Here is a 23,495-nt window from a genome sequence, read left to right on the forward strand (position 1 = left end):
GCGCGCCGGTCCCTGGATCAGGTTCGGCTCCGCGCCAAGGACAGGCGCAGCAATCCCTTCTGCAGCAGGATGAAGGCCAGAAGCAGCAGGCCGATGATGATCTTGGTCCACCAGCTCGAGAGCGTGCCGTCGAAGACGATGTAGGTCTGTATGAGCCCCATGGTCAGCACGCCGATCAGCGTGCCGAAGACGAAACCCGCGCCGCCGGTCAGGAGCGTGCCGCCTATCACCACGGCGGCGATGGCGGTAAGCTCGGTGCCGACCGTGGCCAGAGGATAGCCGGAGCTGGTGTAGATCGAGAAGACGATCCCCGAGAGGCCCGCCATGAGGCCGGAAAAGGCGTAGATCGCCACGGTGGTCCGCGCGACCTTGACGCCCATCAGCCGCGCCGCGGCCTCCCCCCCGCCGAGCGCGAAGACCGACGCGCCGAAGCGCGTGCGGTGGGCGATGATCATGCCGAAGGCCACGGTCAAGAGCATGACGACGCCGATGAGCGTCAGCCGCCCCTTGCCGGGCATGAGGTAATAGGCGTCGTCGAGGAAGTCGTAGAACGCATGATCGATCGGCACGGAATCGATGGTCAGCATGTAGGCCGCGCCGCGCGCGAGGAACATGCCCGCCAGAGTGACGATGAAGGGCGGCATGGCGAGCGCGTGGATCAGCAATCCCATCGCCGCGCCGAACCCCGTGGTCAGGATCAGGAGAAGCGCGAAGACCGCGAGCGGATGCAGCCCGGTGTCGCGCAGCATCACAGCCACGAAGACGCCTGAGAAGGCGATCACCGAGCCCACCGACAGGTCGATGCCGCCCGAGAGGATGACCACCGTCATGCCCACCGCGACGATCCCGAGATAGGCGTTGTCGGTCAGAAGGTTGCCCACCACGCGGGTCGACAGCATGAAGGGAAACTGCGCCGCGCAGATCACCCAGGCGAGGGCGAAGATCGCGACGGTCGCGGCCAGCGGATAGAGGCGGGGGTTCATTTGCCTTGCTCCCGTGCGGCCTGCATCGCCGTCTCTCGCCGCGCGAGCGCCGAGCGGCGCAACAGGTGCCAGTGATGGCTCATGTTGGGGCTCTGCACGACGAGTATGATCAGGACGAGCGCGGCCTTGATGACGAGGTTGTATTCCGACGGAAAGCCCGCGAGTAGGATGCCGGTGTCCACCGTCTGGATGATCAGCGCGCCCAGCACCGAGGCGATGATCGAGAACCGCCCGCCCAAAAGGGAATTGCCGCCGATCACCACTGCGAGGATCGCGTCGAGCTCCAGCCAGAGCCCAGCATTGTTGGCATCCGCGCCGCGAATATCCGCCGTCGCGACGATGCCCGCGAGCGCCGCGCAGAGGCCCGAGGCGATGTAGACCGCGATCAGCAGGACCGTGGCGTTCACACCGGCGAGCGCCGAGGCCGCGCGGTTCACGCCCACCGCCTCGATCAGCATGCCGAGCGCGGAGCGCCGCATCAGAAGCGCCACCCCCCCTGCCGTCAGGACCCAGAGCCAGGCGGGTGTCGGGATGCCCAAGACCGCGCCTGATCCGAAAAAGGCCAGCCCCTCATGCGAGAAGGTCAGGATCCGGCCTTCGGTCACGAGCTGGGCGATGCCGCGGCCCGAGGTCATCAGGATCAGCGTCGCCACGATGGGCTGGATGCCGAGCACGGCCACCAGAACTCCGTTCCAGAGCCCCGCGGCGACCCCCGTCAAAAGCGCGAGCGCGAGGGCCGGGCCGAGGCCGTAACCTTGGGTGATCGACCACGCGGCGACCGCGCCGGTGATCGCCATGGTGGTGCCGACGCTGAGGTCGATGCCGCGCGTCGCGATCACCAGCGTCATGCCCACCGCCAGAAGCCCCACCGGCGCGCCGCGCTTGAGGATGTCCATGACCGGGCCGACGAGGCGGCCGTCGACCATCTCGACCCTGAGGAAGCCCGGGAAGAAGAAGCTGACCAGCGCCACGAGCGCGACCAGCGTCAGGAGTTGCGGGGCCACGCGGCGCAAGAGGGTCATGCGGGCACCTCCGTGTCGGAGCTCGCGATGGCGCGCACGATGGTGGCGGTGGTGATCTCCGCGCCCGTGATCTCGGCCACGTGGCGTCTGTCGCGCACCACGATGACGCGGTCGGCGACCGCGATCAGCTCGTCGAGTTCCGAGGAGATGACGAGGATCGACATGCCCTGCGCGGTGACGTCCTGGATGAGCCTCAGGATCTCGGCATGCGCGCCCACGTCGATGCCGCGTGTGGGTTCGTCGAGGATCAGGAAGCGCGGGTTCATCGCCAGCCAGCGGGCCAGCACGACCTTCTGCTGGTTGCCGCCCGAGAGCTCGCCGATGGGTTTTTCCGGCCCGGAGGTGCGGATGTCGAGCTTCCGGATATAGTCCTCGGCCAGCCGCCGCTGCTCGGCGCGGGGCAGGGGGCGCGCCCAGCCGCGTCGGGCCTGCAGCGCCAGCACGATGTTCTCGCGCACCGACAGATCCGCGACGATGCCGTCGGTCTTGCGCTCTTCCGGGGCAAAGCCGAAGCCCGCCGAGATGGCCTTGCGCGGCGACGACAGATCGAGCGTGCCGCTCTGGTCCTCTGCGCTTCCGGTCTGGGCAGGCACGAGGCCGAACATCAGCTCCGCGCTTTCGGTGCGGCCCGAGCCCAGGAGCCCCGCAAGGCCCAGAACCTCGCCCTTGCCCACGGTCAGATCGAAAGGTGCCACATGGCCGCGCCGGCCGAAGCCTTCGAAGCGCAGCATCTCTGGCCAGGACTGGCCCGCGCGGTGGCGCTTGGCGGTGCCGCTCACTTCACCCTCGAGCGTGCGGCCCAGCATGTGCTCGATCAGCCGCACCCGGTCCAGATCGGCGGTGCGTTCGGTCGTGACCTTCTGGCCGTTGCGCAGGACGGTCACGCGGTCGGTCAGGTCGAAGACCTGATCGAGGAAATGCGACACGAAGACGATCCCGAGGCCCTGGTCGCGCAATCCGCGCACGACGCCGAAAAGCGTTTCCACCTCGCGGCTGTCGAGGCTCGCGGTCGGCTCGTCAAGGATCAGGATCTTGCCCGACAGCGCAACCGCGCGAGCGATGGCGATGATCTGGCGGATCGCGACGGAATAGGCGCCGAGATCGCGGCTGACGTCGATGTCGAGGCCGTAGCCCTCGAGCATCGCCTCGGCCTGCCGCCGCTGCGCGCGCGGATCGACCATGCCGAAGCGGCGCGGCTCGCGTCCGAATGTGAGGTTCTGCGCGACGCTCAGGTTGGGCAGGAGGTTCACCTCCTGGTAGACGGTGCCGATGCCCAGATCCTGCGCTTCGGCGGTGGAGCGCGGCGAGACCTCGGTGCCGTCCAGCAAGATCGTGCCCGCATCGCGTTCATAGGCGCCGGTGAGGCATTTGATCAGCGTCGACTTGCCGGCCCCGTTCTCGCCCAGAAACGCATGCACCTCGCCGGCGGCCAGATCGAAATCGACGGCGTCGAGCGCCCGCGTGCCGGGGAAGGTCTTGGTCAGGGATCGGATCGACAGAAGCATGGACCACCGGTCTATCGGTTGGAGCGGCGGGACGCACCGGGTGTCCCGCCGCCGCTGCGCATCAGTAGCCGAGATCCTTGCGGCGCTCGTATTCACCGGCGGGATCGTCGTCTTGCGTATAGAGCTTCGATTCCGTCTGGATGAACTTCTCGGGCTCGGTGCCGTCGGCCATGTAGGCTGCGAGCGCGTCGAAGGCGGGGCCCGCCATGTTCGGCGTCAGCTCCACGGTCGCGTTCGCTTCGCCCGCGGCCATCGCCTGGAAGATATCCGGCACCGCGTCGATGGAGACGATCAGGATGTCCTCGCCGGGTTTCAGACCGGCTTCCTTGATCGCCTGGATCGCCCCCACTGCCATGTCGTCGTTATGGGCGTAGAGCGCGCAGATATCCGCGCCGCCGCCCTCGGCCTGCAGGAAGCTTTCCATCACTTCCTTGCCCTGCGCGCGGGTGAAATCGCCGGTCTGGGAGCGGACGATCTCGATATTGTCGGCGCCGCTGATGCCCTGTTCGAACCCGGTCTTGCGGTCGATCGCGGGGGAGGAGCCGGTGGTGCCCTGCAGCTCGACCACGCGGCACTCCTTGCCGCCAACCGCGTCGACCAGCCATTGGCCCGCCACCTCGCCTTCATGCACCAGATCGGAGCCGACGGCGGTCAGGTAGAGCGACGGGTCGCTGTCGACCTGGCGGTCGAGCAGGACGACCGGGATCTCCGCCTCCTGCGCCTCTTCGAGCACGCTGTCCCAGCCGGTGGCGACCACCGGGGCCAAAAGGATCGCGTCGACGCCCTGCGCGATGAAGGACCGGATCGCGGCGATCTGGTTTTCCTGTTTCTGCTGCGCGTCCGAGAACTTCAGATCGATGCCGCGTTCCTCGGCCTGCTGGCGGGTCAGGGTCGTTTCGGCGGCGCGCCAGCCCGACTCCGATCCGATCTGCGAAAAGCCCACGGTCTGGGCGAAGGCGGCGGTCGCGCCGAAGGCCGCGAACGCCACGCTGCTGAGCAATAACTTCATGTTATGGGTCTCCTCCCTAAAGTGACGGCCCCGTTCCGTTTTGGGGTCCCGACGACCGACGGCAGATTATCCGCCGCCAGTATTTCATGTCCCGCTCGGCCTCAAATCCTTTGCAGATCGTCAGGCAAGAGCGCCGGCGGGATGTTCTGGAACGACACCGGCCGCAGGAAGCGGCGGATGCCGAGGCTGCCGACCGAGGTCGCGCCGAAATTCGTGGAGGCCGGGAACGGCCCGCCATGCACCATCGCGTCGGCCACCTCGACGCCGGTGGGAAAGCCGTTGGCCAACACCCGCCCCGCCATGCGCTCGAGCGTCGGCATGAGTGCGCGCACGGCGTCGGTGTCGGCCTCGTCCATCTGCAGCGTGACCGTGAGCTGGCCCGAAAAGGCCCGCGCGATCTCCAGCGTTTCCGCGTCCGAGGCGGTGCGGATCAGGATCGCTGCGGGGCCGAACATCTCCTCGGCTAGATCGGGATTGGCGAGCCACTCCGCGCCGCTGACCTCGAAGACAGCCGGAAGGGCGGAGCGGTCGGGCGCGGTGCCTGCCTCGGTCAGACGCCGCGCGGATTTGGCCGCTGTCTCCACCGAAGCGGCGTAGGCTCTCGCAGTCCCCGCCGTCAGCATCGGCTGTGCGCCGGTCTCGGCCAGCGCCGCGAGGGCTGCCTCGCGGAACGCGTCGCCCTCCGCGCCTTCGGGCAGGATCACGACGCCCGGATTGGTGCAGAACTGGCCCACGCCCATGGTCAGCGACCCGGCCCAGGCTTTGCCCATCTCCGCACCGCGCGCGGCGAGGGCCGCGGGCATCGCGAAGACCGGGTTGATCGAGCCAAGCTCGCCGAAGAACGGGATCGGCTCGGGCCGCGCCATGGCGATGTCGAAGAGCGCCTTGCCGCCGCGATAGGAGCCGGTGAAGCCCACCGCCCGGATGAGCGGGTGCTTGACCAGCGCCTCGCCGGCCTCGTTGGTGTTCGACTGCACGAAGCCGAAGGTGCCCGTGGGCATGCCGGTCGTCTCGATGGCGGCGGCGATGGCCTGCGCCACCAGCTCGCCCGTGACCGGGTGGCCAGGGTGCCCCTTGTAGACCACGGGGCAGCCCGCCGCGAGGGCCGCGGCGGTGTCGCCCCCAGCGGTCGAGAAGGCGAGCGGGAAGTTCGATGCGCCGAAGACGGCGACCGGCCCGAGGGGGCGCTGGATCAGCCGCAGGTCGGGGCGCGGCATCGGTGTGCGGTTGGGCAGGGCGGGGTCGTGGCGGATGTCGAGATAGTCGCCCTTGCGGATATGCTCGGCGAACATGCGGAGCTGGCCCGTCGTGCGACCGCGTTCACCTTCGAGCCGCGCCTCGGGCAGGCCGGTCTCGGCGGTGCCATGGGTGGTCAGCGCGGCCCCGCGCGCCTCGATCTCGTCGGCGATCGCCTCGAGAAATCGCGCGCGGGTCTCGCGGTCGGTCCAGCCATACTGCCCAAAGGCGGTCTCGGCGGCCTCGACTGCCGCGTCGATCTCGGCTGCGCCACCGCTCTGGACCACCAGACCCTCGCCGGTCACGGGCTCGGAGGTGAAGGACGCGCCGCCCTCGGTCCAGGTGCCGTCGATGAGGTGTTTTCCGGTGAGGGGGGTGCTGTCGAGCATGTCAGCTCTCCTTCGTCGTCGGGTCAATGAACTCGGGGCCCTCGAAGCGCCTGCCGAGGGTGAAGGCATCGGCAACCAGGACCATCGGTCTCAGATCGACATCCGTGCCTTTGGTCGCGAGAAGCTCGGCAAAGCGGGCGTAAAGCCGGTCATATTCGCCGGGGATCTTGGCGTCGGTCTTGGGCGTGTCGTCGCCCTGAGGCTGGCCGTCGATCCTCATCGCCGCGCCGCCGCGGTCGAGGATCAGCGTGCCCGCATCGGTCTCGATCTCCAGCCGCCAGAGCGCCTCGCCCTCCCAGAGGAAATCCAGTTCCGCGGTGACCAGCGCGCCATCCGGGCCGTTCATGTTGACCCGGGCCGCAATCGGGGTCTCGCAATTCCCCGGAAAGAGCAGATCCGCGCCGGTCACATGGACGGGCACGGGCAGGATCTCGGTGAGGATCGAAAAGGCGTTGATCGCCGGATCGAAGATGCCAAGCCCGCCCGCCTGCCAGATCCAGAGCTGGCCGGGATGCCAGACGCGCACGTCCTCCTTCCAGTCGATGCGGACCGAGGTGACGCGCTTGTCCGCCAGCCAGGCCTTCGCGGCGGGGACGCAGGCGGCGTGGCGCGAATGCCAGGTGGTTAAGAGGCTCAAGCCCCGCTCCGCCGCCAGCGCCTGAAGCGCGTGGACCTCCGACAGCGACGCGCCGGGCGGTTTTTCCAGCATCACCTGACGCCCGGCCTCCAGCGCCGCGCGCGCGCCCGCGTAGCGGACCTGCGGCGGGGTGCAGAAGCTGATCGCGGGAATGTCGGGACGGGCGGCCAGAAGCGCCTCGACCGTATCGAAGTTCTCGACGCCGGACACGCCGCCCGACCGGCTGACCGTCGCGGCAAGCTCAAACGCGGGCGAGGCCGCGAGGGCGGGGATGTGCTCGTCGCGGGCGATCTTGCCGATGCCCACCACCGCGATCCTAGTGGCTGTCACGGGGCACCTCGTTTCCGCGACATCCCTTGAGGAAGCTGAAATCGGCGCCGGTATCCGCACCCTCGACCGCATCGTGATAAAGCCGCGTGTAGCCGCCATTCGCCGCGGGCATCTCGGGGGGCGTCCACTGCGCGAGCCGCGCCGCGATCTCCTCCTCCGGCAGGTCGAGATGGATGCGGCGGTTCGCGACGTCGATCTCGATCATGTCGCCGTTCTGCACGATGGCGAGGGGGCCGCCCGCCGCGGCCTCGGGCGCGGTGTGCAGAAGCACGGTGCCATAGGCGGTGCCCGACATGCGCGCATCCGAGATGCGGACCATGTCGGTGATGCCCTTCTTCAGAACCTTGGGCGGCAGGCCCATATTGCCGACCTCGGACATGCCGGGATAGCCCTTGGGCCCGCAATTCTTCAGGACCATGACGCAGGTCTCGTCGATATCGAGCGCGTCGTCGTTGATCTTGGCCTTGTAGTCGTCGATGTCCTCGAACACGACCGCGCGGCCCCGGTGCTGCATCAGCGCGGGCGTCGCGGCGGAGGGTTTCAGCACGCAGCCACCGGGTGCGAGATTGCCGCGCAGAACAGCGATGCCGCCGCTTGCGGTGAGCGCACGGTCGGCGGGGCGGATGACATCCTCGTTCCAGTTGACCGCGTCCTTGACCTCGCTCCAGATGCTGTCGCCCGATACGGTCAGCGCGTCCTTGTGCAGCATCCCGGCCTCGCCGAGATGCTTCAGCACCACGGGCAGGCCGCCCGCGTAGAAGAACTCCTCCATCAGGTATTTGCCGGAGGGCATGAGGTTGACGATGGTCGGCACCTCGCGCCCCAGCCGGTCCCAGTCGTCGAGGGTGAGATCGACGCCGCACCGGCCCGCCATGGCCAGCAGATGCACCACCGCGTTGGTCGAGCCGCCGATCGCGCCGTTGACGCGGATCGCGTTCTCGAACGCCTCTTTGGTCATGATGTCCGAGGGCTTCAGGTCGTCCTTGACCATCTGCACGATGCGGCGGCCCGACATCTGAGCCATCACGCGCCGCCGCGCGTCGACCGCCGGGATCGCCGCGTTGCCCGACAGCGCCATGCCGAGCGCTTCGGCCATGGACGCCATGGTCGAGGCGGTGCCCATCGTGTTGCAGGTGCCGGACGAGCGCGACATCGCCTGTTCGGCCTCAAGGAAATCCTCGCGGGTCATCTTGCCCGCCTTGATGTCCTCGCTCATCTGCCAGAGCGCGGTGCCAGAGCCTACGCGCTCGCCCCGGAACCAGCCGTTCAGCATCGGCCCGCCGGTCACGACGATGGAGGGGATGTCGGTTGACGCGGCACCCATGATCAGGCTGGGCGTGGTCTTGTCGCAGCCCACCAGAAGCACCGCGCCGTCGATGGGTTGCGCGCGCATCTGCTCCTCCACCGCCATGGCGGCGAGGTTGCGATACATCATCGCCGTGGGGCGGAAGGTGTTTTCCGAGGCCGAGAAGACCGGGACCTCGACCGGAAAGCCCCCCGCCTCCCAGACCCCGGCCTTCACCTTCTCGGCCAACTCGCGCAGGTGCCCGTTGCAGGGCGTGAGGTCCGACCAGGTGTTGAGGATGCCGATCACCGGGCGCCCGTCGAAGAGGTCGTGCGGGTAGCCTTGGTTCTTGAGCCAGCCGCGGTGGTAGATGTTGTCCCGCGAGGTGCCGCCGTACCATTCCTGGGATCTGAGTTTCCTGGGCCATTTTGCCGGTGTGAAGGTCATGGCGGTCCTCAGATACTGCGGATTTCGGTGCGCGGTTCGGGGGTGCCGCGGGGCGTGAAGGCCAAGGGGTTGCGCAGCGGCAGACCGAAAATCCCGGCCTCGATTTCGAAGAGGTCGCCGTCGCGGGTCTCGACGCCATCGGCGAAGGACAGGGTCGCGGTGCCGAACATGTGCACATGCAGATCGCCGGGCTGGCGGAAGAGCGGATACTTGAAGTGGTGGTGTTCGAGATTGGCGAAGGAATGGCTCATATTCGCCTCGCCCGACAGGAACGGCTTCTCGAAGATCATCTCCTGGCCCCGATACACGCGCGAGACGCCCTCGATATGCTCGGGCAGATCGCCGATTAGCAGCTCGGGGCCGATGGCCGCCTGGCGCAGCTTGGAATGCGCGAGGTAGAGGTAGTTCCGCCGCTCCATCACGTGGTCGGAAAATTCGTTCGCCAGGGCCCAGCCCAGACGCACGGGCGTGCCGTCGGGCGCGATGAGGTAGACCCCCGCAATCTCGGGCTCCTCGCCCCCGTCCTCGGCGAACTTGGGCGCGGTGAGCGCGGCCCCGGGCGAGACGAGCGCGGTGCCGTTGCCCTTGTAGAACCACTCCGGCTGGACCCCGGCGGCGCCATTGGCGGGCTTGCCGCCTTCGACACCGAGCCGGAACATCTTCATGCTGTCGGTCTCGTTGTCGTCGGCCTTCTTGTGCATCGCAGCCCGCGTCGAGGCGGAGCCCAGATGCGTTAGACCCGTGCCGGTCAGGTGCAGATGCGCGGGGTCGGGATGCGTGACGGGCGGCAAGAGACGCCCCTCGGCATAGAGCGTCTCGAGATCCACCGCGCCGGTCAGGCCGATCGTGGCGATCCGGTCGCGCAGCCGCTCGCCTGCGGTCAGGCAGTCCATGGCGAGATCGTAAAGCGAGAGACCCGTCTTGACCTCATAGGCCTCGGTTCCGTCGCGGGCCACGATCTGCGGCGTGCCATCCGCGCGGGCGTATTGGGAAAGCAGCATGGCGTTATCCTTTTTGCTTGTTCAGCACGTCGAAGATCACGGCGGCCAAGAGCACGAGGCCCTTGATGACCTGTTGCCAGTCGATGCCGATGCCGAGGATCGACATGCCGTTGTTCATGACGCCCATGATGAAGGCCCCGATCACCGCGCCGACCACGGTGCCCACGCCGCCCGACATCGAGGCCCCGCCGATGAAGACGGCGGCGATGACGTCGAGCTCGAAGGCCACGCCCGCTTTCGGGGTCGCGGTGTTGAGCCTTGCGGCGAAGACGAGGCCCGCGAGCGCGGCCAGCATCCCCATATTGGCGAAGGTCAGGAACGTGAGCCGCTGCGAGTTGATGCCCGACAGGCTCGCCGCCTTCTCGTTGCCGCCGATGGCATAGATGCGGCGGCCAAACGTGGTGCGCGAGGTCAGTAAGGAATAGACCGCGATCAGCAGGGCCATGACGATGAAGACATTGGGCAGGCCGCGGAAATCCGCCATCAGCCAGGACATGTAGACCAGCGCGCCGAAGATCAGCGCATTGCGTCCCGCGAAGAGCGCGAAGGGCTCGGTCTCGGCTCCGGCCGCGGATTGGCGCGCGCGGGTGCGCACCGACAGCCACAGCAGCAGGGACGCCACGAAAATTCCGACGATGAGCGACAGCAGGTTCAGGCTGTCGCCGTTGAAGATATCCGGCACGAAGCCCGAGGCGATCAGCCGGAATTCCGGCGGGAAGGGGCCGACCGACTGCCCGGCCAGAAGCCAGAGCGTGAGCCCCTTGAAGACGAGCATGCCCGCGAGCGTCACGATGAAGGACGGGATGCGCAGATACGCGACCCAGAACCCCTGCGCGGCCCCGATGGCCGCGCCGGCGGCAAGGCAGAGCACCGCCGCGATCAGCCAGTGGAGATCCCAGTTCACGATCATCACCGCGGCGAGCGCGCCGATGAAGCCCAGGACCGATCCGACGGAGAGGTCGATATGGCCGCAGACGATGACCAAGAGCATCCCCACCGCCATGATGACGATATAGGAGTTCTGCAGGACGAGGTTCGTCAGGTTCACCGGCTTCAGCAGAATGCCCCCGGTCGCGACCTGGAAGAAGGCCATGATCACGACGAGCGCGATCAGGATGCCGTATTCCCGGAGGTGATGTTTCAGAAACTGCCAGCCGGAGGCGGTCTGCTCCTGGGCGGGGGCAGGGGTCTGGGATGCGGAGTCGGTCATGCGTGTTTTCCCGCCGTGACGATTTTCGACATGATTTTTTCCTGACTGGCCTCCGCCGTGGGCATTTCCCCGACAAAGCGTCCTTCGTTCATGATGTAGAGACGGTCGGTGATCCCCAGGAGCTCGGGCAGTTCGGAGGAGATCACGATGATCGCCTTGCCCTGCGCGGCGAGGTCGCGGATCACCGTGTAGATCTCGAACTTGGCGCCCACGTCGATGCCGCGGGTCGGCTCATCGAGGATGAGGATATCGGGATCGGCGAAGAGCCATTTCGACAGGACGACCTTCTGCTGGTTTCCGCCCGAGAGATTCACGGCAGCCTGTTCGATTGACGAGGACTTGATCGCCAGCTTGTCGCGGTAGAGTTCAGCCACCTCGGCCTCGCGCCTCGGATCGACCACGCCATTGCGCGCAATCGCGGGCAGGTCCGCGAGCGGCACGTTGCGCCGGATGGTGTCGTCGAGCACCAGGCCGTAGGTCTTGCGGTCCTCGGTGGCGTAAGCGAGGCCCGCGTTGATCGCGCGGCGCACGGTCGAGAGATCGACGGGCGCGCCGTTGATGCGGACCTCGCCGCTGATGTCGCGGCCATAGGACCGGCCGAAGAGGCTCATCGCGAGCTCGGTGCGCCCCGCGCCCATCAGCCCCGCGATGCCCAGCACCTCGCCCCGGCGGACGTGAAAGCTCACATCCTTGACCACGCGCCGCTCGGCATGGAGCGGGTGGCGCACGGTCCAGTTCCGCACCTCCATTGCGACCTCGCCGGGCCGCGTGTCGCCCTTGGACGGATAGCGATCCTCGAGCGCGCGCCCCACCATGTTGCGCACGATGTCGTTCTCGTCGACGCCCTCGGCGCAGTCCATCCGCGCCACCGCCGCGCCGTCGCGGATCACGGTGATGGTGTCGGCGACCTTGGAAATCTCGTTCAGCTTGTGAGAGATCAGGATCGAGGTGAGGCCCTTCTTCCGAAACTCCATCAGCAGGTCCAGAAGCTTGGCGCTGTCGGTCTCGTTCAGCGACGAGGTCGGCTCGTCGAGGATCAGGAGCCGCACGTTCTTCGAAAGCGCCTTGGCGATCTCCACCAGTTGCTGCTTGCCGAGACCCAGATCGTCGACCAGCGTCGCGGGGTTCTCGTTCAGCCCGACCCGGGCCAGAAGCTCGGCCGCGCGCTTGTGCGTCTCGCGCCAGTCGATGATCCCGCCCGAGGCGCGCTCGTTGCCGAGAAAGATGTTTTCGGCCACCGACAGAAGCGGGATCAGCGCCAGCTCCTGGTGGATGATGATAATGCCGATCTCCTCGCTGTCGCGGATGGACCGGAACGCGCGGGGCTGGCCGTCGAAGACGATCTCGCCGTCATAGGACCCGTGCGGATAGACGCCCGAAAGCACCTTCATCAGGGTCGACTTGCCCGCGCCGTTCTCGCCGACAAGCGCGTGAATCTCGCCTTCCTCGACCGAGAGCGTCACGTCGTCGAGCGCCTTCACACCGGGGAATTCCTTGGTGATCCCGCGCATTTCAAGAAGTGCAGACATGGAAGGACGGCTCGCGGTTTTGGGGGTTGGTCCGTCGGGATCGACCCGACGGACCCAATGACCGGCCAGCGGATGAAGCGGGCCGGTCGCCGAGCAAGCGGAAGGGGCTTACTCGATCTCGCTCTTCTCGTAATAGCCGCTGTCGACCAGCCGCTCTTCCCAGTTCTCCGCGGTCACGGGCAGCGGCTCGAGCAGGTAGGACGGCACCACTTTGACACCGTTGTCATAGGTCTCGGTGTCGTTGATCTCGGGCTCGCCGCCCTGCAGCAGCGCATCGACCATGCCGACCGTGACGCGCGCCAGTTCGCGGGTGTCCTTGAAGATGGTCGAATACTGGTCGCCCCGAAGGATCGCCTTGACCGACGGGATTTCCGCGTCCTGGCCGGAGATGATGGGCATCGCCATGTCGCCCGAGCCGTAGCCCACCCCTTGCAGCGACGAGATGATGCCGATCGACAAACCGTCATAGGGCGAGAGCACGCCATGCACCTGCTGGTCGGTGTAATTGGCCGAAAGGAGATTATCCATGCGCGCCTGCGCGACCGATCCATCCCAGCGCAGGGTGCCGACCGTGTCCATGCCCATCTGCCCCGAGGGGATCGCGATCTTGCCCTCATCGATCATCGGCTGCAGCACCGACATCGCGCCGTCGTAAAAGAAATAGGCGTTGTTGTCGTCCGGGCTGCCGCCGAACAGCTCGACATTCCACGTCTCGGCATCGGGGAAGCGCTCCTCGAGCCCCTGCACAAGCGTTTCCGCCTGCTGCACGCCGACCTTGAAGTTGTCGAAGGTCGCGTAATAGCTCACATCCCCGGAATCGCGGATGAGCCGGTCATAGGCGACCACCGGAATGTCCATCGCGGCGGCATTGGCCAGCGCGCTGGTCAGCGTCGTCCCGTCGATGGCGGCGATCACCAGCGCGTTGACGCCCTTGGTGATGAGGTTCTCGATCTGCGCCAGCTGGTTGGGAATGTCGTCCTCGGCATATTGCAGATCGACGGTGTAGCCCGCTTCCTCGAACTGCTTGACCATGTTGTCGCCGTCGTCGATCCAGCGCGCCGACGATTTGGTGGGCATGGCGATCCCGACATAGCCCTTGTCCTGCGCGAAAGCGGGGGCGGCTAGGACAAGCGCAAGCGCGGTCGCACCAAGGGTGCGTCTGGTGATTATCATCTGAAGTCCTCCCATCGTCCGGGCACCATCCTCCACGATGATCCGGACCTGTAATCTTTGGCTGCCCGAGGACGACGTGAGTCCGTGGGACATGGGAGATCATGCGCATCGAGCGGTATATCAATCAAATTCGTTATCTGATAAATGATATGCCCGAATTGGTATGATGGGGTCGAGATGCCCGAGACACATAGCGGTGCCAAGACCCCCACCCTTCCGGCGCGGGACGAATTGATCCGCAAGGGGTTGCGCCTGCCGCAGCTGCGGCTCCTGGTGGCGATCGAGGAGACCGGCACCGTGTCGGGCGCGGCCGCGCAGGTGGCGATGACCCAGCCCGCCGCCTCACGCCTGATGTCGGAGCTTGAAAGGATGGTCGATGCGCGGCTCTACGAGCGCCATGCGCGCGGCGTGACCCTCACGCGGGCGGGTCGAATGCTCTCTGCCCGCGCGCGCGAGATCCTGCATGGCCTCGAGGACGTGCAGCACCAGATCGCGGCCCTCGGCACCGGCGAGCGCGGCTCGGTGCGCATCGGCAGCGTGACCGGCCCGGCGGTCGAACTGGTCCTGCCCGTCCTGCGGCAATTGCGCGTGACCTATCCCGAGATCGCGCTGTCGGTCCATGTGGACACCAGCGACAAGCTGGCCGACGCCCTGCTGTCGGGCGATCTCGATTTCTATATCGGCCGCGTCCCGGACGACATCGACAAGCGCGCGATCACGTTGACGGAAGTGGGGCCGGAGCCCGTGTCGCTTGTCACTCGGCTGGAGCACCCGCTGACGCGCAAGGCGGATCTGACAATGGCCGATTGCCTGGCCTATGATTGGGTCATGCAGCCCGAAACCGGGCTCCTCCGCCGCACCGCCGAGGCCTACCTGCTGCGCAACGGTCTCAATCCGCCTGCGCGCATCCTGAGCACCTCGTCGATGCTGCTGACGCTCGCGATCATCTGCGAGACGAACGCCATCGCCCCCCTGGCCCGTGCGCCTGCCGATTTCTACGCGGGCGAGTCCGCCTTCGGAGGCCGCATCCGCCGCCTTCCCATCGCCGACGATCTGGCCGTGGTCCCATACTCCCTGATCCGCCTCAGCACGGTCGAGCCCTCCCCCGCCGTGCGCCGCGTCCTCATGCTGATCGAACAGCGCATCGGCGCGTGACGAAGGCCCAGGCAGCCGACAGCACTACGACCTGATCGGGATCGGACAGGCGGGAATGGACGTTTTTTTAGATGCGATTTCGGCGAGTGCGCTCTCAGCCCACCAACCAGTCATCCCGTCGCGACCGCGCTTGCAGGCGGGTTTACGTCGGGTGTCTCAGGACGATCGCCCACAGGCGCAAGAGCATTAACAAACAAGGATCGTGCTCTTGTCGTGATTTTGTGGTGCCGGTGATAGGATTCGAGCCTATGCTCCGTGAGCAGGCGCGCTGAACTTGCGACAGCAACTTATTGACAGTTGCTCAAGTGAAAAACCCTTGAAAGCACTAAACGCTGCCTTTATTAGCACGGGCGGCCCGCCTCAATAGCTCAGCTGGTAGAGCAGGTCCTTCGTAAGGACAAGGTCGGGGGTTCGAGTCCCTCTTGAGGCACCATCTCTTTACGCAACATCTACTGATTTCGCACATCCGCTCTCGGGAAGTGCGTCAGCTGCGGCTTTGGTGAGGAATTTACACCAAACTTCGTCGGCGAGGCGTGTGAGCAGCTGGGCTTCTTCTGGGGCAATACCGTAGATGCCAGCATGGGCATCGTTGTCATCTTCTGGGTGATACACAGCGCGACCAGCGCTGCCCGCGTCGTCGATGGCTGCGAGTATCTCGGGCGTGCTCCCTATGCAAAAGCATGCTTTCGCTTTAACATTCATGTTGCTGTTCCGAATTGCTTCAACGGAACAGCGCAGCTGCTCTTCGTCCGATCCCTCGAAGTATTCGCACCAAGTCACGGAAAGATATTCATCCACCTCACGCTCCTCGAATGCGGAAGGTAGCGGACCGAGAAAATTGTCATCCTCGTCCTTCCGCATCTTTCCGTATGGCACATAGCGCACCACGCGGCTGGGGTTGGGGAGATCGTCGCCGTCAGCCGTCCAACCAAACCTCGGGTTCGAAAGGCGCAAGTACTTCGCGAACCCGCTGGGGCTTAATGTGGCCAAAAGCTGCCCGCTCAACTTCACCGTCGCCCTGCTGGCGAGATAGAACCAAGCTAACTCTTCCGCTCGGAAGACACTCAACAGTGAGGCGGTTGCCTGCGGCTGTCCAAGATGCCGTGATCGAGCCGCGACCGTTAGTTCCGATTCCGGGGCGTCGTCCTGTCCCCGAGCAAATGAGCAACATGAAGAACGCTGTCAGTGCCTCCGGATTAATAAGTTCATCGTTGTCTTCCCAAGCATCTTCATCCATCAGGTTTGCGAACTGCTTGTTCAGGCCCGCCGCAAACCCACTGGGCAGGTGCATCGAAACTTCGGAAATCGTATCTTGGACGAACCTAAGACGCTCTTCCAAAGGGCTCCGAGTAGACGATGTTGGAGCGTCTTGCGTTTCGATCCGGTCCGCCCCACCCACTTGCCCGAGCAGACCAAAGAAGTGATTGATCCTGTCATAAGCCCGCCCGGAGACGAGCGGCCCTCTTGGGAAGACTCCCATGTCTATGAAGGTCATTCTTCCACTCCTCCAAACAGTGAACGCGCCTTGTCTGTGAGGCAGTCCTCAAAAATATCGTTCTTTTCGCCCCGCATTACATCGAGCGTGTGAATCAATTTTTTGCCGCTTGCCGGCACCGGACGTCGTGAAAAAACGTCAATGTCCAACAGAATGGCCGAGTTGCCGGGCAACGGGGACGCAGTTGTCGCGAGCACGAGAGCGTAGTGAATGCCGTCCTTTTTGGTCGGCTTCACCACTCTCATCTGGAACTCTTCAATGATACCAATATCATGACGAGGTCCGTCGAATTTGATCGTCACGTACTCATCGGTGTCGATCCCGGGCCCGTCATGATTGGGTATGTCGATCCGGTTAACAAACCGCAGCCCAACCCGCGAGAATTCACCGAGCCCAAGAGCAGACAAGACGGAAGCAAGCAACGCCAGTGCGCGTTGGGAAAAGTTTTCCCACCGATCATACGGCGCCCGCTGCACAAAGACGAACTTTTGTGCTTCCAAGAACACGATCTCGGAACCGTTACGAAGCGCCGCTTCAAACCCCAGCTGGCGTTGCTGATGAGAAAATGCGTTCGCGTCAAAATTGACTGCTGCGTCGATTTGGACCCTCGGCTTGGGTTCCTCGAAGGCGTCGAACTCCGAAGACGCTAGAACAGCCTTCAGATCGTCCAACGTCTTGGTTTGCGACCAGCGGAACTCCAGCACGGCCTCCAAGATCGGTGCCTTCTTATAGCGCAACAAGCCCTCCCGGCGGCTCATTCCATGACCGCTGAAAACCTCACTGAGTGCCTTCGATTGAATCGAAAAACTCATTCCGATTCAACATGATAAAACGATTCCCGCTCAATGGCTTGGCCGGGCGTCGTTCTGGCACCGCCCAAATTTCCCGAATCATTCTGCGTGAGGCGCTGCATGCACTGCTTGGAGCACATAGGTCACACTGACGGCTGCAAATTCTCGAAACATTCTCGGAATCCGGAGTATTGAACACACCTAACGTCTTGATGGTGTTTAGACATTTGGGCGATTCGTCACTCATTACGAATGACGTGCTCTACCAGCTGAGCTACACCGGCACTGGTCTCTGCGAGAGAGCTGGTGGGCGGCCTCTTAGCACCGGGGCCGCCCCCTGAAAAGAGCCTATTTCGTTGCCTCTTCGCTGTCCGGGGCCGCCTGTTTCCGGGTCTTGTCGGTCGAGGCGATGTGCTCGAGCACCTCGGCGTTCGGGCCGGTGGGCTCGGGCGCCGGGGTGGTCGGCGAGGTTGCGCTGGGGCCGACCAGGAGTGGCAGCATCTCGGCGCCGACCGGGGAGGCGTCGCCCTGCGGCGGACGGGTCCAGGCCAGCGTGTCGAACGCCTCGCAATGGCCGCAGACCGGTGTCCACTCGGCCTGCACATGGCTGCAATTCTCGCAGACCCAGGCCGGACCGCGCGGCGCGGTGACGGCCTTGGCGAGCCAGCCGCGGACCACCGCGTCCTCGGCCCCTTCGCCGCGCTCGATCGCCGCCATGATGGTCAGCACGCGGGTGTCGGGATCGCTCTCGGGCAGATCGCCGAGCGCACGGCGCGCGCCGGGGAAATCCTCGGCGGCGAGGTGCAGTTCGGCATTCAGAAGCCGCGTCTCGCGATGGGTCGGGTTGATCGACAGGAGGTGCTGGAACCGGCGCAGACGCTCGGCGGGGGTCTCCTTGGGCTCGATCTCGGCGAAGGCCTGCGCAAGGTCGGGATGAGGCTGCGCCTCCCATGCGGTTTTGAGAAGCCGCGTGGCGTTCTTCTTGCGATCCTCTGCGATGAAGGAGCGCGCGGCCATGGTCGCGGCGGGCACCAGATCGGGCGAGGTCTTGTTGGCCGAGATCGCCGCCTCACGGGCCTCGATCGACTTGCCCTCGTCGAGCACCGCCTTGGCCTGGCTGAGCGCCAGTACCGCGTCGCGGCGCTTGTGCACGTCGCGAGGCAGCGCGCCGTGCTTGAGCTTGGCGTTCAGCGTCTCGCGCGCGCCCTGCCAGTCGCCGTTCTTGGCCTGCAGCTTCAGGAGGATATCCTGGATTTCCTCGTGCTTGGGCTTGATCGCGAAGGCGCGCTGCGCGAGCGCCAGCGCCGTGTCGGTATCGCCCTGCGCCAGGCGCTGCTTGAGGATGCCGCGCACGCCGACGAAGCGGGTCTCGTCATGCTCGAGAAGGCGCTTGTAGGTGTCCTCGGCCTTCTTGCGGTCGCCCTGCAGTTCCGCCGCCTGCGCGGTCAGGAGATTGGTGACCTGCGGCTTGTGCAGGTAGCGGTCGGCCTTGGCGGCCTTGGCCATCGCCTGCTTGCCTTCGCCCGCCGCCAGCGCGGTCAGCGATTCCTCGAGCGCGGCGTAGCCCTTGCGCTCGCGGTTGCGGTCGAAATAGCGGGTGATCGCGGTCTCGTCGCCGTTGATGAAGCGGATCGTGGCGATGAGCAGCGACAGGAGCTTGAAGAAGACCCAGGCCAGGAACAGCAGCACGATGGCGCCGATCACCGATTGCAGCGGGCCGAAGGTGTATTCGACCCCCGCCACGGTGACCTGCACCCCGCCCGTTGTGCCCATGAGCCAGCTTGCCCCGTAGGCCAGTGCGGCGACGAGGGCGACGAAAACCAGTATCTTGATGAGAGACCACAGCATGTCGGCGCGCCCCTTAGTTCGAGTTCAGTTGCTCGGCGAGCGCCTCGGCGCCCGTGAGAGCCGCGGCCCGGGCCTCTGCCCGTGCGGTCCAGTCGGCCATCGCGTCCTGCGCGGCCTCGGGAAGTGCGGAAATCTCCGAGAGTGCGGTAGAGAGATCGCCGTCCCGGACGGCGGCCTCGGCCCGCGACAGGACCGCGTCGGGATCGTCCCCGTCGCGCGGTACCACCGACCGGGCACCCAGTTGCGACTTGAAGAAGCTGACCACGCCACCCACGCCCTGAGGCGGGCTGTCGGGGGTCTCGCCGCGCGCTGCCGCGAGCGCGTCGCGGGCTGCATCGGGAAAGCTCTCGACGAGGCTCTGAAGGGTGGCGACGCCTTCCTCGGCCGAGGCCGACAGGCCTTCGGGGACCTCGACCGCGCCGCTCTCATCGAGCGTCGCGAGCTCTTCGGCATAGGGCGCGCCGTTGTCCACGGCAGAGGCCAGCTGGGCGACAGCGCCGCGCAGCTCGGCGGTGCGCGCTTCGCTGGCGGCCTGGCGCTCGGCCTCGACCGCGCGTTCGGCGAGCGTTGCGATCTCGGCGCGCTGCGCCTCCATCTCCGCCTGCTGCGCTGCGATGCGGCTCTCGAAATCGCCACGCTGCGACTCGACCGCCTCCTGGATGCGCGCCATTTCGCGCTCGTAGGCGGCGATGGTCTCCGGCGAGACGATCTCTTCCATCGGGGCTTTCTCGAGCGCGGTCAGCCGCTGGTCGAGCGCGCTGCCCGAGGAGCTGGTGTTGGTCAACTCGCCCGCCATGGTCTCGAGCACGCCCGCCATGTCGTCGACGCGGCCCTTGAGCGCGGTGACCTGGGTGCCAAGCTCGCCGCTGCGCTGCACGAGATCGGCGACCGCCGTCTCGACGCTGGTCAGGTCGACCTCGGAGAGGCCGGTCTCGATGCCGTTGATCCGTCCGCTCAGCGTGTCGAGGCTCTGCTGCTGGGCGGCCATCGCGTCGCGGGTCTCGTCCTCGAACATGCTCTTGCCGACACCGAACCAGCCCTGCGGCCCGAGATATTCCGACAGCGCGAAGCCCAGGGCGGCGGCGGCGACACCGCCGAGCAGCATCGGGAAGAAGCCGCCCTTGCGCTGCACCACGACCTCGCGCACCGGCGGGTTCGGGGCGGGCGCGAAGCCCGGCAGCTCGCCGGGGCGCGACGCCTCGGTCTCGTCGCTTGTCTCGGCCGCGACCGGCGCGTCTGCGTTTGTCTCCGGGGCGGGGCCGCCCGGCTCGTCCGTGCCCTCGGGGGCGAGCGCCTCGCCCTTGTCGATCATCGCCGCGTCGGGATCGTCCGAAGAGATGTCGCCGTCGGCGGGCGTCGGTGTCTCCGAGCCCGCGCCGTCGGTCTCGGGGGCCGCCGCGGTCAGCGCTTCGCCTTCCTCGACCCGGCCCGGCGTGTCCTCGTCGCGCGTTTCGGTGCCGTCGCCTGCGGTGTCGGAGGCCGCCTCGGTCACCTTGGCGTCGGTTTCGGCCTCGGTTTCCGTGCCGCCCTTGGGCGTCTCGCTTGCGGGTTTTTTCGATCGTGCCACGCGGCAATCCCCTTCGAGTCTGTCGTCCGGGCGATCCGGACGCCCATTGAACCTTACTGTCCGCCTTCCGGTGTCTCAAGCGCAGCCAGCCGAGACAACAGTCGCAGAACCGTCTCGGCCATGTCCGCGCCCGTCGGAGAGGCAGCGATCTCTAATCCGGCGAGGGGCAGCCCCTCGACCGCTTCGGCCACCGCGGCGCTCATCGCGACCACATGCACCGATCCGTCAAACGGCTCATATAGGGCGAAAACTTCCGCTGTCCTCGGGGAAAATAGCGGTGCAATGACGGGTCTGTCGCCATCGAGCGCGGCGCGGGCCCCGGGCGTGAGCGGTTGCGCGGGCTGGTCGTAGATCACCGCCTCATGGGTCTCGATCCCTGCCTCGATCAGCCGGTCGGCCACCGCGCCGCGGCTGTGGAAGCCGCGCAGGTGCAGAAGCGGACCGGGTACGTTCCGGGCGATGAGCGACTCGGTCAGGGCCGCGGCGTCGCCGCCCAGGGCCTCGGCCTCGAGCCCGGCCTCGCGAGCGGCGTCGGCGGTGCGGGCACCCACGCACCAGGCGGTCAGGCCCTTGGTCCCGTCGATCTCGCCGTAGATCCGCGCGGCGTTGGCCGAGGTGAGGATCAGCCCCGCGAACCGCCCCGGATCGGGCAACGGACCCACCGGCGCGATCCCGATGAGCGGCGAGATCACCACGTCGACCTCCACGCCGAGGCTCTCGACAAAGGCGCGGGATTGCGGCTCTGGCCGGGTCATCAACAGGATCGGCGGTCTCGGCATCGCGAGCTCCGGCATTGTGGGCAGCACCCGACGGTGCTACCCCGGCCTTTGGTTTCACGCAACGCCGGTCGCCATGAGCCCGCCCCTGATCCTCGGCATCGAATCGAGCTGCGACGACACCGCGGCGGCCCTCGTGCGCGGCCGCGAGGTGCTGTCCTCGGTCGTCCTGGGGCAGGCCGAACTGCACGCGGCCTTCGGCGGCGTCGTCCCCGAGATCGCCGCCCGCGCCCATGCCGAGAAGCTCGATCTCGCGGTCGAAGAGGCGCTGTCGCGCGGGGGTGTGACCCTCTCCGGCATCGATGCCATCGCCGTGACCGCCGGTCCCGGCCTGATTGGCGGTGTCTTGTCGGGGGTGATGCTGGCCAAGGGGCTGGCGCTCGGGCTCGGCACGCCGCTCATCGGGGTCAATCACCTGGCCGGTCACGCGCTGACGCCCCGGCTGACCGACGGGCTCGCCTATCCCTATCTCATGCTCCTCGTCTCAGGCGGCCATTGCCAGTTCCTGATCGTGCGCGGCGCGCAAGCCTTTTCGCGGCTCGGCGGCACCATCGACGACGCGCCCGGCGAGGCCTTCGACAAGGCCGCGCGCCTTCTGGCGCTGCCGCAACCCGGCGGCCCCTCCGTCGAGCGCGAGGCCGCCACGGGCGATCCGGCCCGCTTTGCGTTCCCGCGTCCGCTTCTGGACCGCGAGGGCTGCGATTTCTCCTTCTCCGGCCTGAAGACGGCGCTCCTGCGCGCCCGCGACGCGATCGTGGCCGAGAAGGGCGGGCTGACCCGCGCCGACCGGGCCGATCTCTGCGCCGGGTTCCAGGCGGCGGTCTGCGATGTCATCGCCGAGAAGACCCGACGCGCGCTGACGCTCTACCTGTCCGAACACCCCGCCGAGCCTGCGCTCGCCGTCGCGGGCGGGGTCGCCGCCAACACCGCGATCCGCGGCGCGCTGACCGAACTCTGTGCCGAGAGGGACCTGCGTTTCACCGCCCCGCCGCTGGCGCTCTGCACCGACAACGCCGCGATGATCGCCTATGCGGGCGGCGAGCTCTTCGAGGCAGGCGCGGGCGACGACATGACCCTCGCCGCGCGCCCGCGCTGGCCGCTCGACCAAGGCGCCGCGCCGATGCTGGGCAGCGGACGCAAAGGCGCCAAGGCATGATCTCGGTTCTGGGAGCGGGGGCGTTCGGCACCGCGCTCGCGGTGGTCTGGGCCCGGGCCGGGCGCGAGGTGACGCTCTGGAGCCGCGATCCCGGGGCCGTCGCCGAGATGCGCCGGACCCATCGCGCCCCGCGCCTGCCGGACGCGGCCCTCCCCGACAGCCTTCTGATCACCGACGACCTCGGCGCCGCGTCCCAGGCCGGAACGCTGGTTCTCGCCGTGCCGATGCAGGCGCTCTCGGGTCTCCTGCCGAACCTGCGCCTGCGCCCCGGCCAGAGGCTCGTCGCCGCCTGCAAGGGGATCGACCTCGGCTCGAACCTCGGTCCCACGGCGCTAATCGCGCGCGCCCATCCCGACGCGGTGCCCGCGATCCTGACCGGTCCGAGCTTTGCCGCCGATATCGCCCGCGACCTGCCGACCGCCCTGACGCTGGCCTGCCGGGACGAGGCCGCGGCGGAACATCTGCAAAAGGCGCTCTCGACGCCGACGCTCCGGCTGTATCGCAGCCCCGACCCCATCGGCGCGGAACTGGGCGGCGCGCTCAAGAACGTCGTCGCCATCGCCTGCGGCGCGGCCATCGGCGCGGGCCTCGGAGACAGCGCCCGCGCCGCGCTGATGACCCGGGGCTTTGCCGAGATGCGCCGCCTCGCCGCGCATCTCGGTGCCGACCCCGAAACTCTGGCCGGTCTTTCGGGCCTGGGCGATCTCGCCCTCACCTGCGGTTCGGATCTCTCGCGCAACTTCCGCCACGGGCAAAGCCTCGGCTCGGGCGGCGCGGGCGAGAGCGGCACCGTCGAGGGCGTCGCGACCGCCAGGGCCGTCACCGCTCTTGCGGGCGAGGCCGGGATCGAGCTGCCTATCGCCGTCGCGGTGGACGCGATATGTAGCGGAAAAACCAGCGTGAGCGACGCGATCACCGCGTTGCTGGCGCGCCCGCTCAAGGAGGAATGAC

Annotated in this window: 20 protein-coding genes and 1 tRNA gene; 4 read left to right on the top strand and 17 right to left on the bottom strand. The window is 66.8% G+C overall.

Features of this window, described 5'->3' with window-relative positions; genetic code table 11:
• Nucleotides 1-17: 17 nt before the first annotated feature.
• The 11 genes from yjfF to chvE form a co-directional block, all read right to left on the bottom strand.
• The gene (gene yjfF, locus ACFQ4E_RS09220) at nt 18-983 is read right to left on the bottom strand and encodes a galactofuranose ABC transporter, permease protein YjfF (protein WP_386802814.1); all 966 of its coding nucleotides are present in this window, start codon (nt 981-983) and stop codon (nt 18-20) included.
• Nucleotides 980-2,005: an ABC transporter permease gene (locus ACFQ4E_RS09225; RefSeq protein ID WP_386802817.1), complete on the bottom strand. Its 1,026-nt coding sequence runs from the start codon at nt 2,003-2,005 to the stop codon at nt 980-982. The genes yjfF and ACFQ4E_RS09225 overlap by 4 nt, the downstream gene beginning before the upstream one ends.
• The gene (locus ACFQ4E_RS09230) at nt 2,002-3,510 is read right to left on the bottom strand and encodes a sugar ABC transporter ATP-binding protein (protein WP_386802818.1); all 1,509 of its coding nucleotides are present in this window, start codon (nt 3,508-3,510) and stop codon (nt 2,002-2,004) included. Before ACFQ4E_RS09230 ends, ACFQ4E_RS09225 begins: the two co-directional genes overlap by 4 nt.
• Nucleotides 3,511-3,571: 61 nt before the next feature.
• The gene (gene ytfQ / locus ACFQ4E_RS09235) at nt 3,572-4,519 is read right to left on the bottom strand and encodes a galactofuranose ABC transporter, galactofuranose-binding protein YtfQ (RefSeq protein ID WP_386802820.1); all 948 of its coding nucleotides are present in this window, start codon (nt 4,517-4,519) and stop codon (nt 3,572-3,574) included.
• A gap of 101 nt (nt 4,520-4,620) precedes the next feature.
• Nucleotides 4,621-6,144, bottom strand: coding sequence for an aldehyde dehydrogenase (NADP(+)) (locus ACFQ4E_RS09240; protein ID WP_386802821.1), 1,524 nt, complete (start codon nt 6,142-6,144; stop codon nt 4,621-4,623).
• A gap of 1 nt (nt 6,145) precedes the next feature.
• Nucleotides 6,146-7,111: a Gfo/Idh/MocA family protein gene (locus ACFQ4E_RS09245; protein ID WP_386802823.1), complete on the bottom strand. Its 966-nt coding sequence runs from the start codon at nt 7,109-7,111 to the stop codon at nt 6,146-6,148.
• Nucleotides 7,098-8,843 (bottom strand): L-arabinonate dehydratase, encoded by a 1,746-nt coding sequence (gene araD / locus ACFQ4E_RS09250; protein WP_386802825.1) that lies wholly within the window; start codon nt 8,841-8,843, stop codon nt 7,098-7,100. Before araD ends, ACFQ4E_RS09245 begins: the two co-directional genes overlap by 14 nt.
• Before the next feature lie 8 nt (nt 8,844-8,851).
• Nucleotides 8,852-9,844 (bottom strand): AraD1 family protein, encoded by a 993-nt coding sequence (araD1, locus tag ACFQ4E_RS09255; RefSeq protein WP_386802827.1) that lies wholly within the window; start codon nt 9,842-9,844, stop codon nt 8,852-8,854.
• Nucleotides 9,845-9,848: 4 nt separating this feature from the next.
• The gene (gene mmsB, locus ACFQ4E_RS09260; protein WP_386802829.1) at nt 9,849-11,054 is read right to left on the bottom strand and encodes a multiple monosaccharide ABC transporter permease; all 1,206 of its coding nucleotides are present in this window, start codon (nt 11,052-11,054) and stop codon (nt 9,849-9,851) included.
• Complete coding sequence (gene mmsA / locus ACFQ4E_RS09265) at nt 11,051-12,583, bottom strand: multiple monosaccharide ABC transporter ATP-binding protein (RefSeq protein WP_386802831.1); 1,533 nt, start codon at nt 12,581-12,583, stop codon at nt 11,051-11,053. The genes mmsB and mmsA overlap by 4 nt, the downstream gene beginning before the upstream one ends.
• A 108-nt stretch (nt 12,584-12,691) precedes the next feature.
• Nucleotides 12,692-13,756 (bottom strand): multiple monosaccharide ABC transporter substrate-binding protein, encoded by a 1,065-nt coding sequence (chvE, locus tag ACFQ4E_RS09270; RefSeq protein WP_386802833.1) that lies wholly within the window; start codon nt 13,754-13,756, stop codon nt 12,692-12,694.
• Between the two features lie 177 nt (nt 13,757-13,933).
• Here chvE and ACFQ4E_RS09275 point away from each other — a divergent pair, with 177 nt between their 5' ends.
• Both ACFQ4E_RS09275 and ACFQ4E_RS09280 read left to right on the top strand, forming a co-directional pair.
• Entirely contained in the window at nt 13,934-14,911 is a 978-nt protein-coding gene (locus tag ACFQ4E_RS09275) for a LysR family transcriptional regulator (RefSeq protein WP_386802835.1), read from the top strand.
• A 357-nt stretch (nt 14,912-15,268) separates the two neighbouring features.
• A tRNA-Thr gene (locus tag ACFQ4E_RS09280) sits at nt 15,269-15,344 on the top strand.
• Nucleotides 15,345-15,349: 5 nt separating this feature from the next.
• Here ACFQ4E_RS09280 and ACFQ4E_RS09285 read toward each other — a convergent pair.
• The 6 genes from ACFQ4E_RS09285 to ACFQ4E_RS09310 all read right to left on the bottom strand — a co-directional run bounded on the left by ACFQ4E_RS09285 (nt 15,350) and on the right by ACFQ4E_RS09310 (nt 21,391).
• Nucleotides 15,350-15,709 (bottom strand): hypothetical protein, encoded by a 360-nt coding sequence (locus ACFQ4E_RS09285; protein ID WP_386802837.1) that lies wholly within the window; start codon nt 15,707-15,709, stop codon nt 15,350-15,352.
• Nucleotides 15,710-15,827: 118 nt separating this feature from the next.
• Nucleotides 15,828-16,406 (bottom strand): hypothetical protein, encoded by a 579-nt coding sequence (locus ACFQ4E_RS09290; RefSeq protein ID WP_386802838.1) that lies wholly within the window; start codon nt 16,404-16,406, stop codon nt 15,828-15,830.
• Nucleotides 16,403-17,218, bottom strand: coding sequence for a TIGR04255 family protein (locus ACFQ4E_RS09295; protein WP_386802839.1), 816 nt, complete (start codon nt 17,216-17,218; stop codon nt 16,403-16,405). The genes ACFQ4E_RS09290 and ACFQ4E_RS09295 overlap by 4 nt, the downstream gene beginning before the upstream one ends.
• 327 nt (nt 17,219-17,545) lie before the next feature.
• Nucleotides 17,546-19,045 carry a heme biosynthesis protein HemY gene (locus tag ACFQ4E_RS09300; RefSeq protein WP_386802841.1) on the bottom strand — a complete coding sequence of 500 codons (1,500 nt, stop codon included), beginning with the start codon at nt 19,043-19,045 and terminating at the stop codon, nt 17,546-17,548.
• A 13-nt stretch (nt 19,046-19,058) separates the two neighbouring features.
• Nucleotides 19,059-20,612: a mitofilin family membrane protein gene (locus ACFQ4E_RS09305; RefSeq protein WP_386802843.1), complete on the bottom strand. Its 1,554-nt coding sequence runs from the start codon at nt 20,610-20,612 to the stop codon at nt 19,059-19,061.
• 53 nt (nt 20,613-20,665) lie between these two features.
• On the bottom strand, nt 20,666-21,391 hold the full coding sequence (locus ACFQ4E_RS09310; protein ID WP_386802845.1) for a uroporphyrinogen-III synthase: 726 nt from the start codon (nt 21,389-21,391) through the stop codon (nt 20,666-20,668).
• Between the two features lie 73 nt (nt 21,392-21,464).
• Here ACFQ4E_RS09310 and tsaD point away from each other — a divergent pair, with 73 nt between their 5' ends.
• Entirely contained in the window at nt 21,465-22,544 is a 1,080-nt protein-coding gene (tsaD, locus tag ACFQ4E_RS09315) for a tRNA (adenosine(37)-N6)-threonylcarbamoyltransferase complex transferase subunit TsaD (protein WP_386802847.1), read from the top strand.
• The gene (locus ACFQ4E_RS09320; RefSeq protein WP_386802849.1) at nt 22,541-23,494 is read left to right on the top strand and encodes an NAD(P)H-dependent glycerol-3-phosphate dehydrogenase; all 954 of its coding nucleotides are present in this window, start codon (nt 22,541-22,543) and stop codon (nt 23,492-23,494) included. Before tsaD ends, ACFQ4E_RS09320 begins: the two co-directional genes overlap by 4 nt.
• The last annotated feature ends 1 nt before the right edge of the window (nt 23,495 follow it).

It is taken from the genome of Litorisediminicola beolgyonensis (genome assembly GCF_042679605.1).
Classification (GTDB): Bacteria; Pseudomonadota; Alphaproteobacteria; order Rhodobacterales; family Rhodobacteraceae; genus Litorisediminicola; species Litorisediminicola beolgyonensis.

Coding starts and splice junctions, on each gene's coding strand:
- mmsA (WP_386802831.1), bottom strand. CDS start 12,583: ATGTCTGCACTTCTTGAAATGCGCGGGATCACCAAGGAATTCCCCGGT.
- ACFQ4E_RS09230 (WP_386802818.1), bottom strand. CDS start 3,510: ATGCTTCTGTCGATCCGATCCCTGACCAAGACCTTCCCCGGCACGCGG.
- ACFQ4E_RS09290 (WP_386802838.1), bottom strand. CDS start 16,406: ATGACCTTCATAGACATGGGAGTCTTCCCAAGAGGGCCGCTCGTCTCC.
- tsaD (WP_386802847.1), top strand. CDS start 21,465: ATGAGCCCGCCCCTGATCCTCGGCATCGAATCGAGCTGCGACGACACC.
- chvE (WP_386802833.1), bottom strand. CDS start 13,756: ATGATAATCACCAGACGCACCCTTGGTGCGACCGCGCTTGCGCTTGTC.
- ACFQ4E_RS09310 (WP_386802845.1), bottom strand. CDS start 21,391: ATGCCGAGACCGCCGATCCTGTTGATGACCCGGCCAGAGCCGCAATCC.
- ACFQ4E_RS09275 (WP_386802835.1), top strand. CDS start 13,934: ATGCCCGAGACACATAGCGGTGCCAAGACCCCCACCCTTCCGGCGCGG.
- ACFQ4E_RS09300 (WP_386802841.1), bottom strand. CDS start 19,045: ATGCTGTGGTCTCTCATCAAGATACTGGTTTTCGTCGCCCTCGTCGCC.
- ACFQ4E_RS09320 (WP_386802849.1), top strand. CDS start 22,541: ATGATCTCGGTTCTGGGAGCGGGGGCGTTCGGCACCGCGCTCGCGGTG.
- araD1 (WP_386802827.1), bottom strand. CDS start 9,844: ATGCTGCTTTCCCAATACGCCCGCGCGGATGGCACGCCGCAGATCGTG.
- ACFQ4E_RS09295 (WP_386802839.1), bottom strand. CDS start 17,218: ATGAGTTTTTCGATTCAATCGAAGGCACTCAGTGAGGTTTTCAGCGGT.
- ACFQ4E_RS09225 (WP_386802817.1), bottom strand. CDS start 2,005: ATGACCCTCTTGCGCCGCGTGGCCCCGCAACTCCTGACGCTGGTCGCG.
- araD (WP_386802825.1), bottom strand. CDS start 8,843: ATGACCTTCACACCGGCAAAATGGCCCAGGAAACTCAGATCCCAGGAA.
- ytfQ (WP_386802820.1), bottom strand. CDS start 4,519: ATGAAGTTATTGCTCAGCAGCGTGGCGTTCGCGGCCTTCGGCGCGACC.
- ACFQ4E_RS09240 (WP_386802821.1), bottom strand. CDS start 6,144: ATGCTCGACAGCACCCCCCTCACCGGAAAACACCTCATCGACGGCACC.
- mmsB (WP_386802829.1), bottom strand. CDS start 11,054: ATGACCGACTCCGCATCCCAGACCCCTGCCCCCGCCCAGGAGCAGACC.
- yjfF (WP_386802814.1), bottom strand. CDS start 983: ATGAACCCCCGCCTCTATCCGCTGGCCGCGACCGTCGCGATCTTCGCC.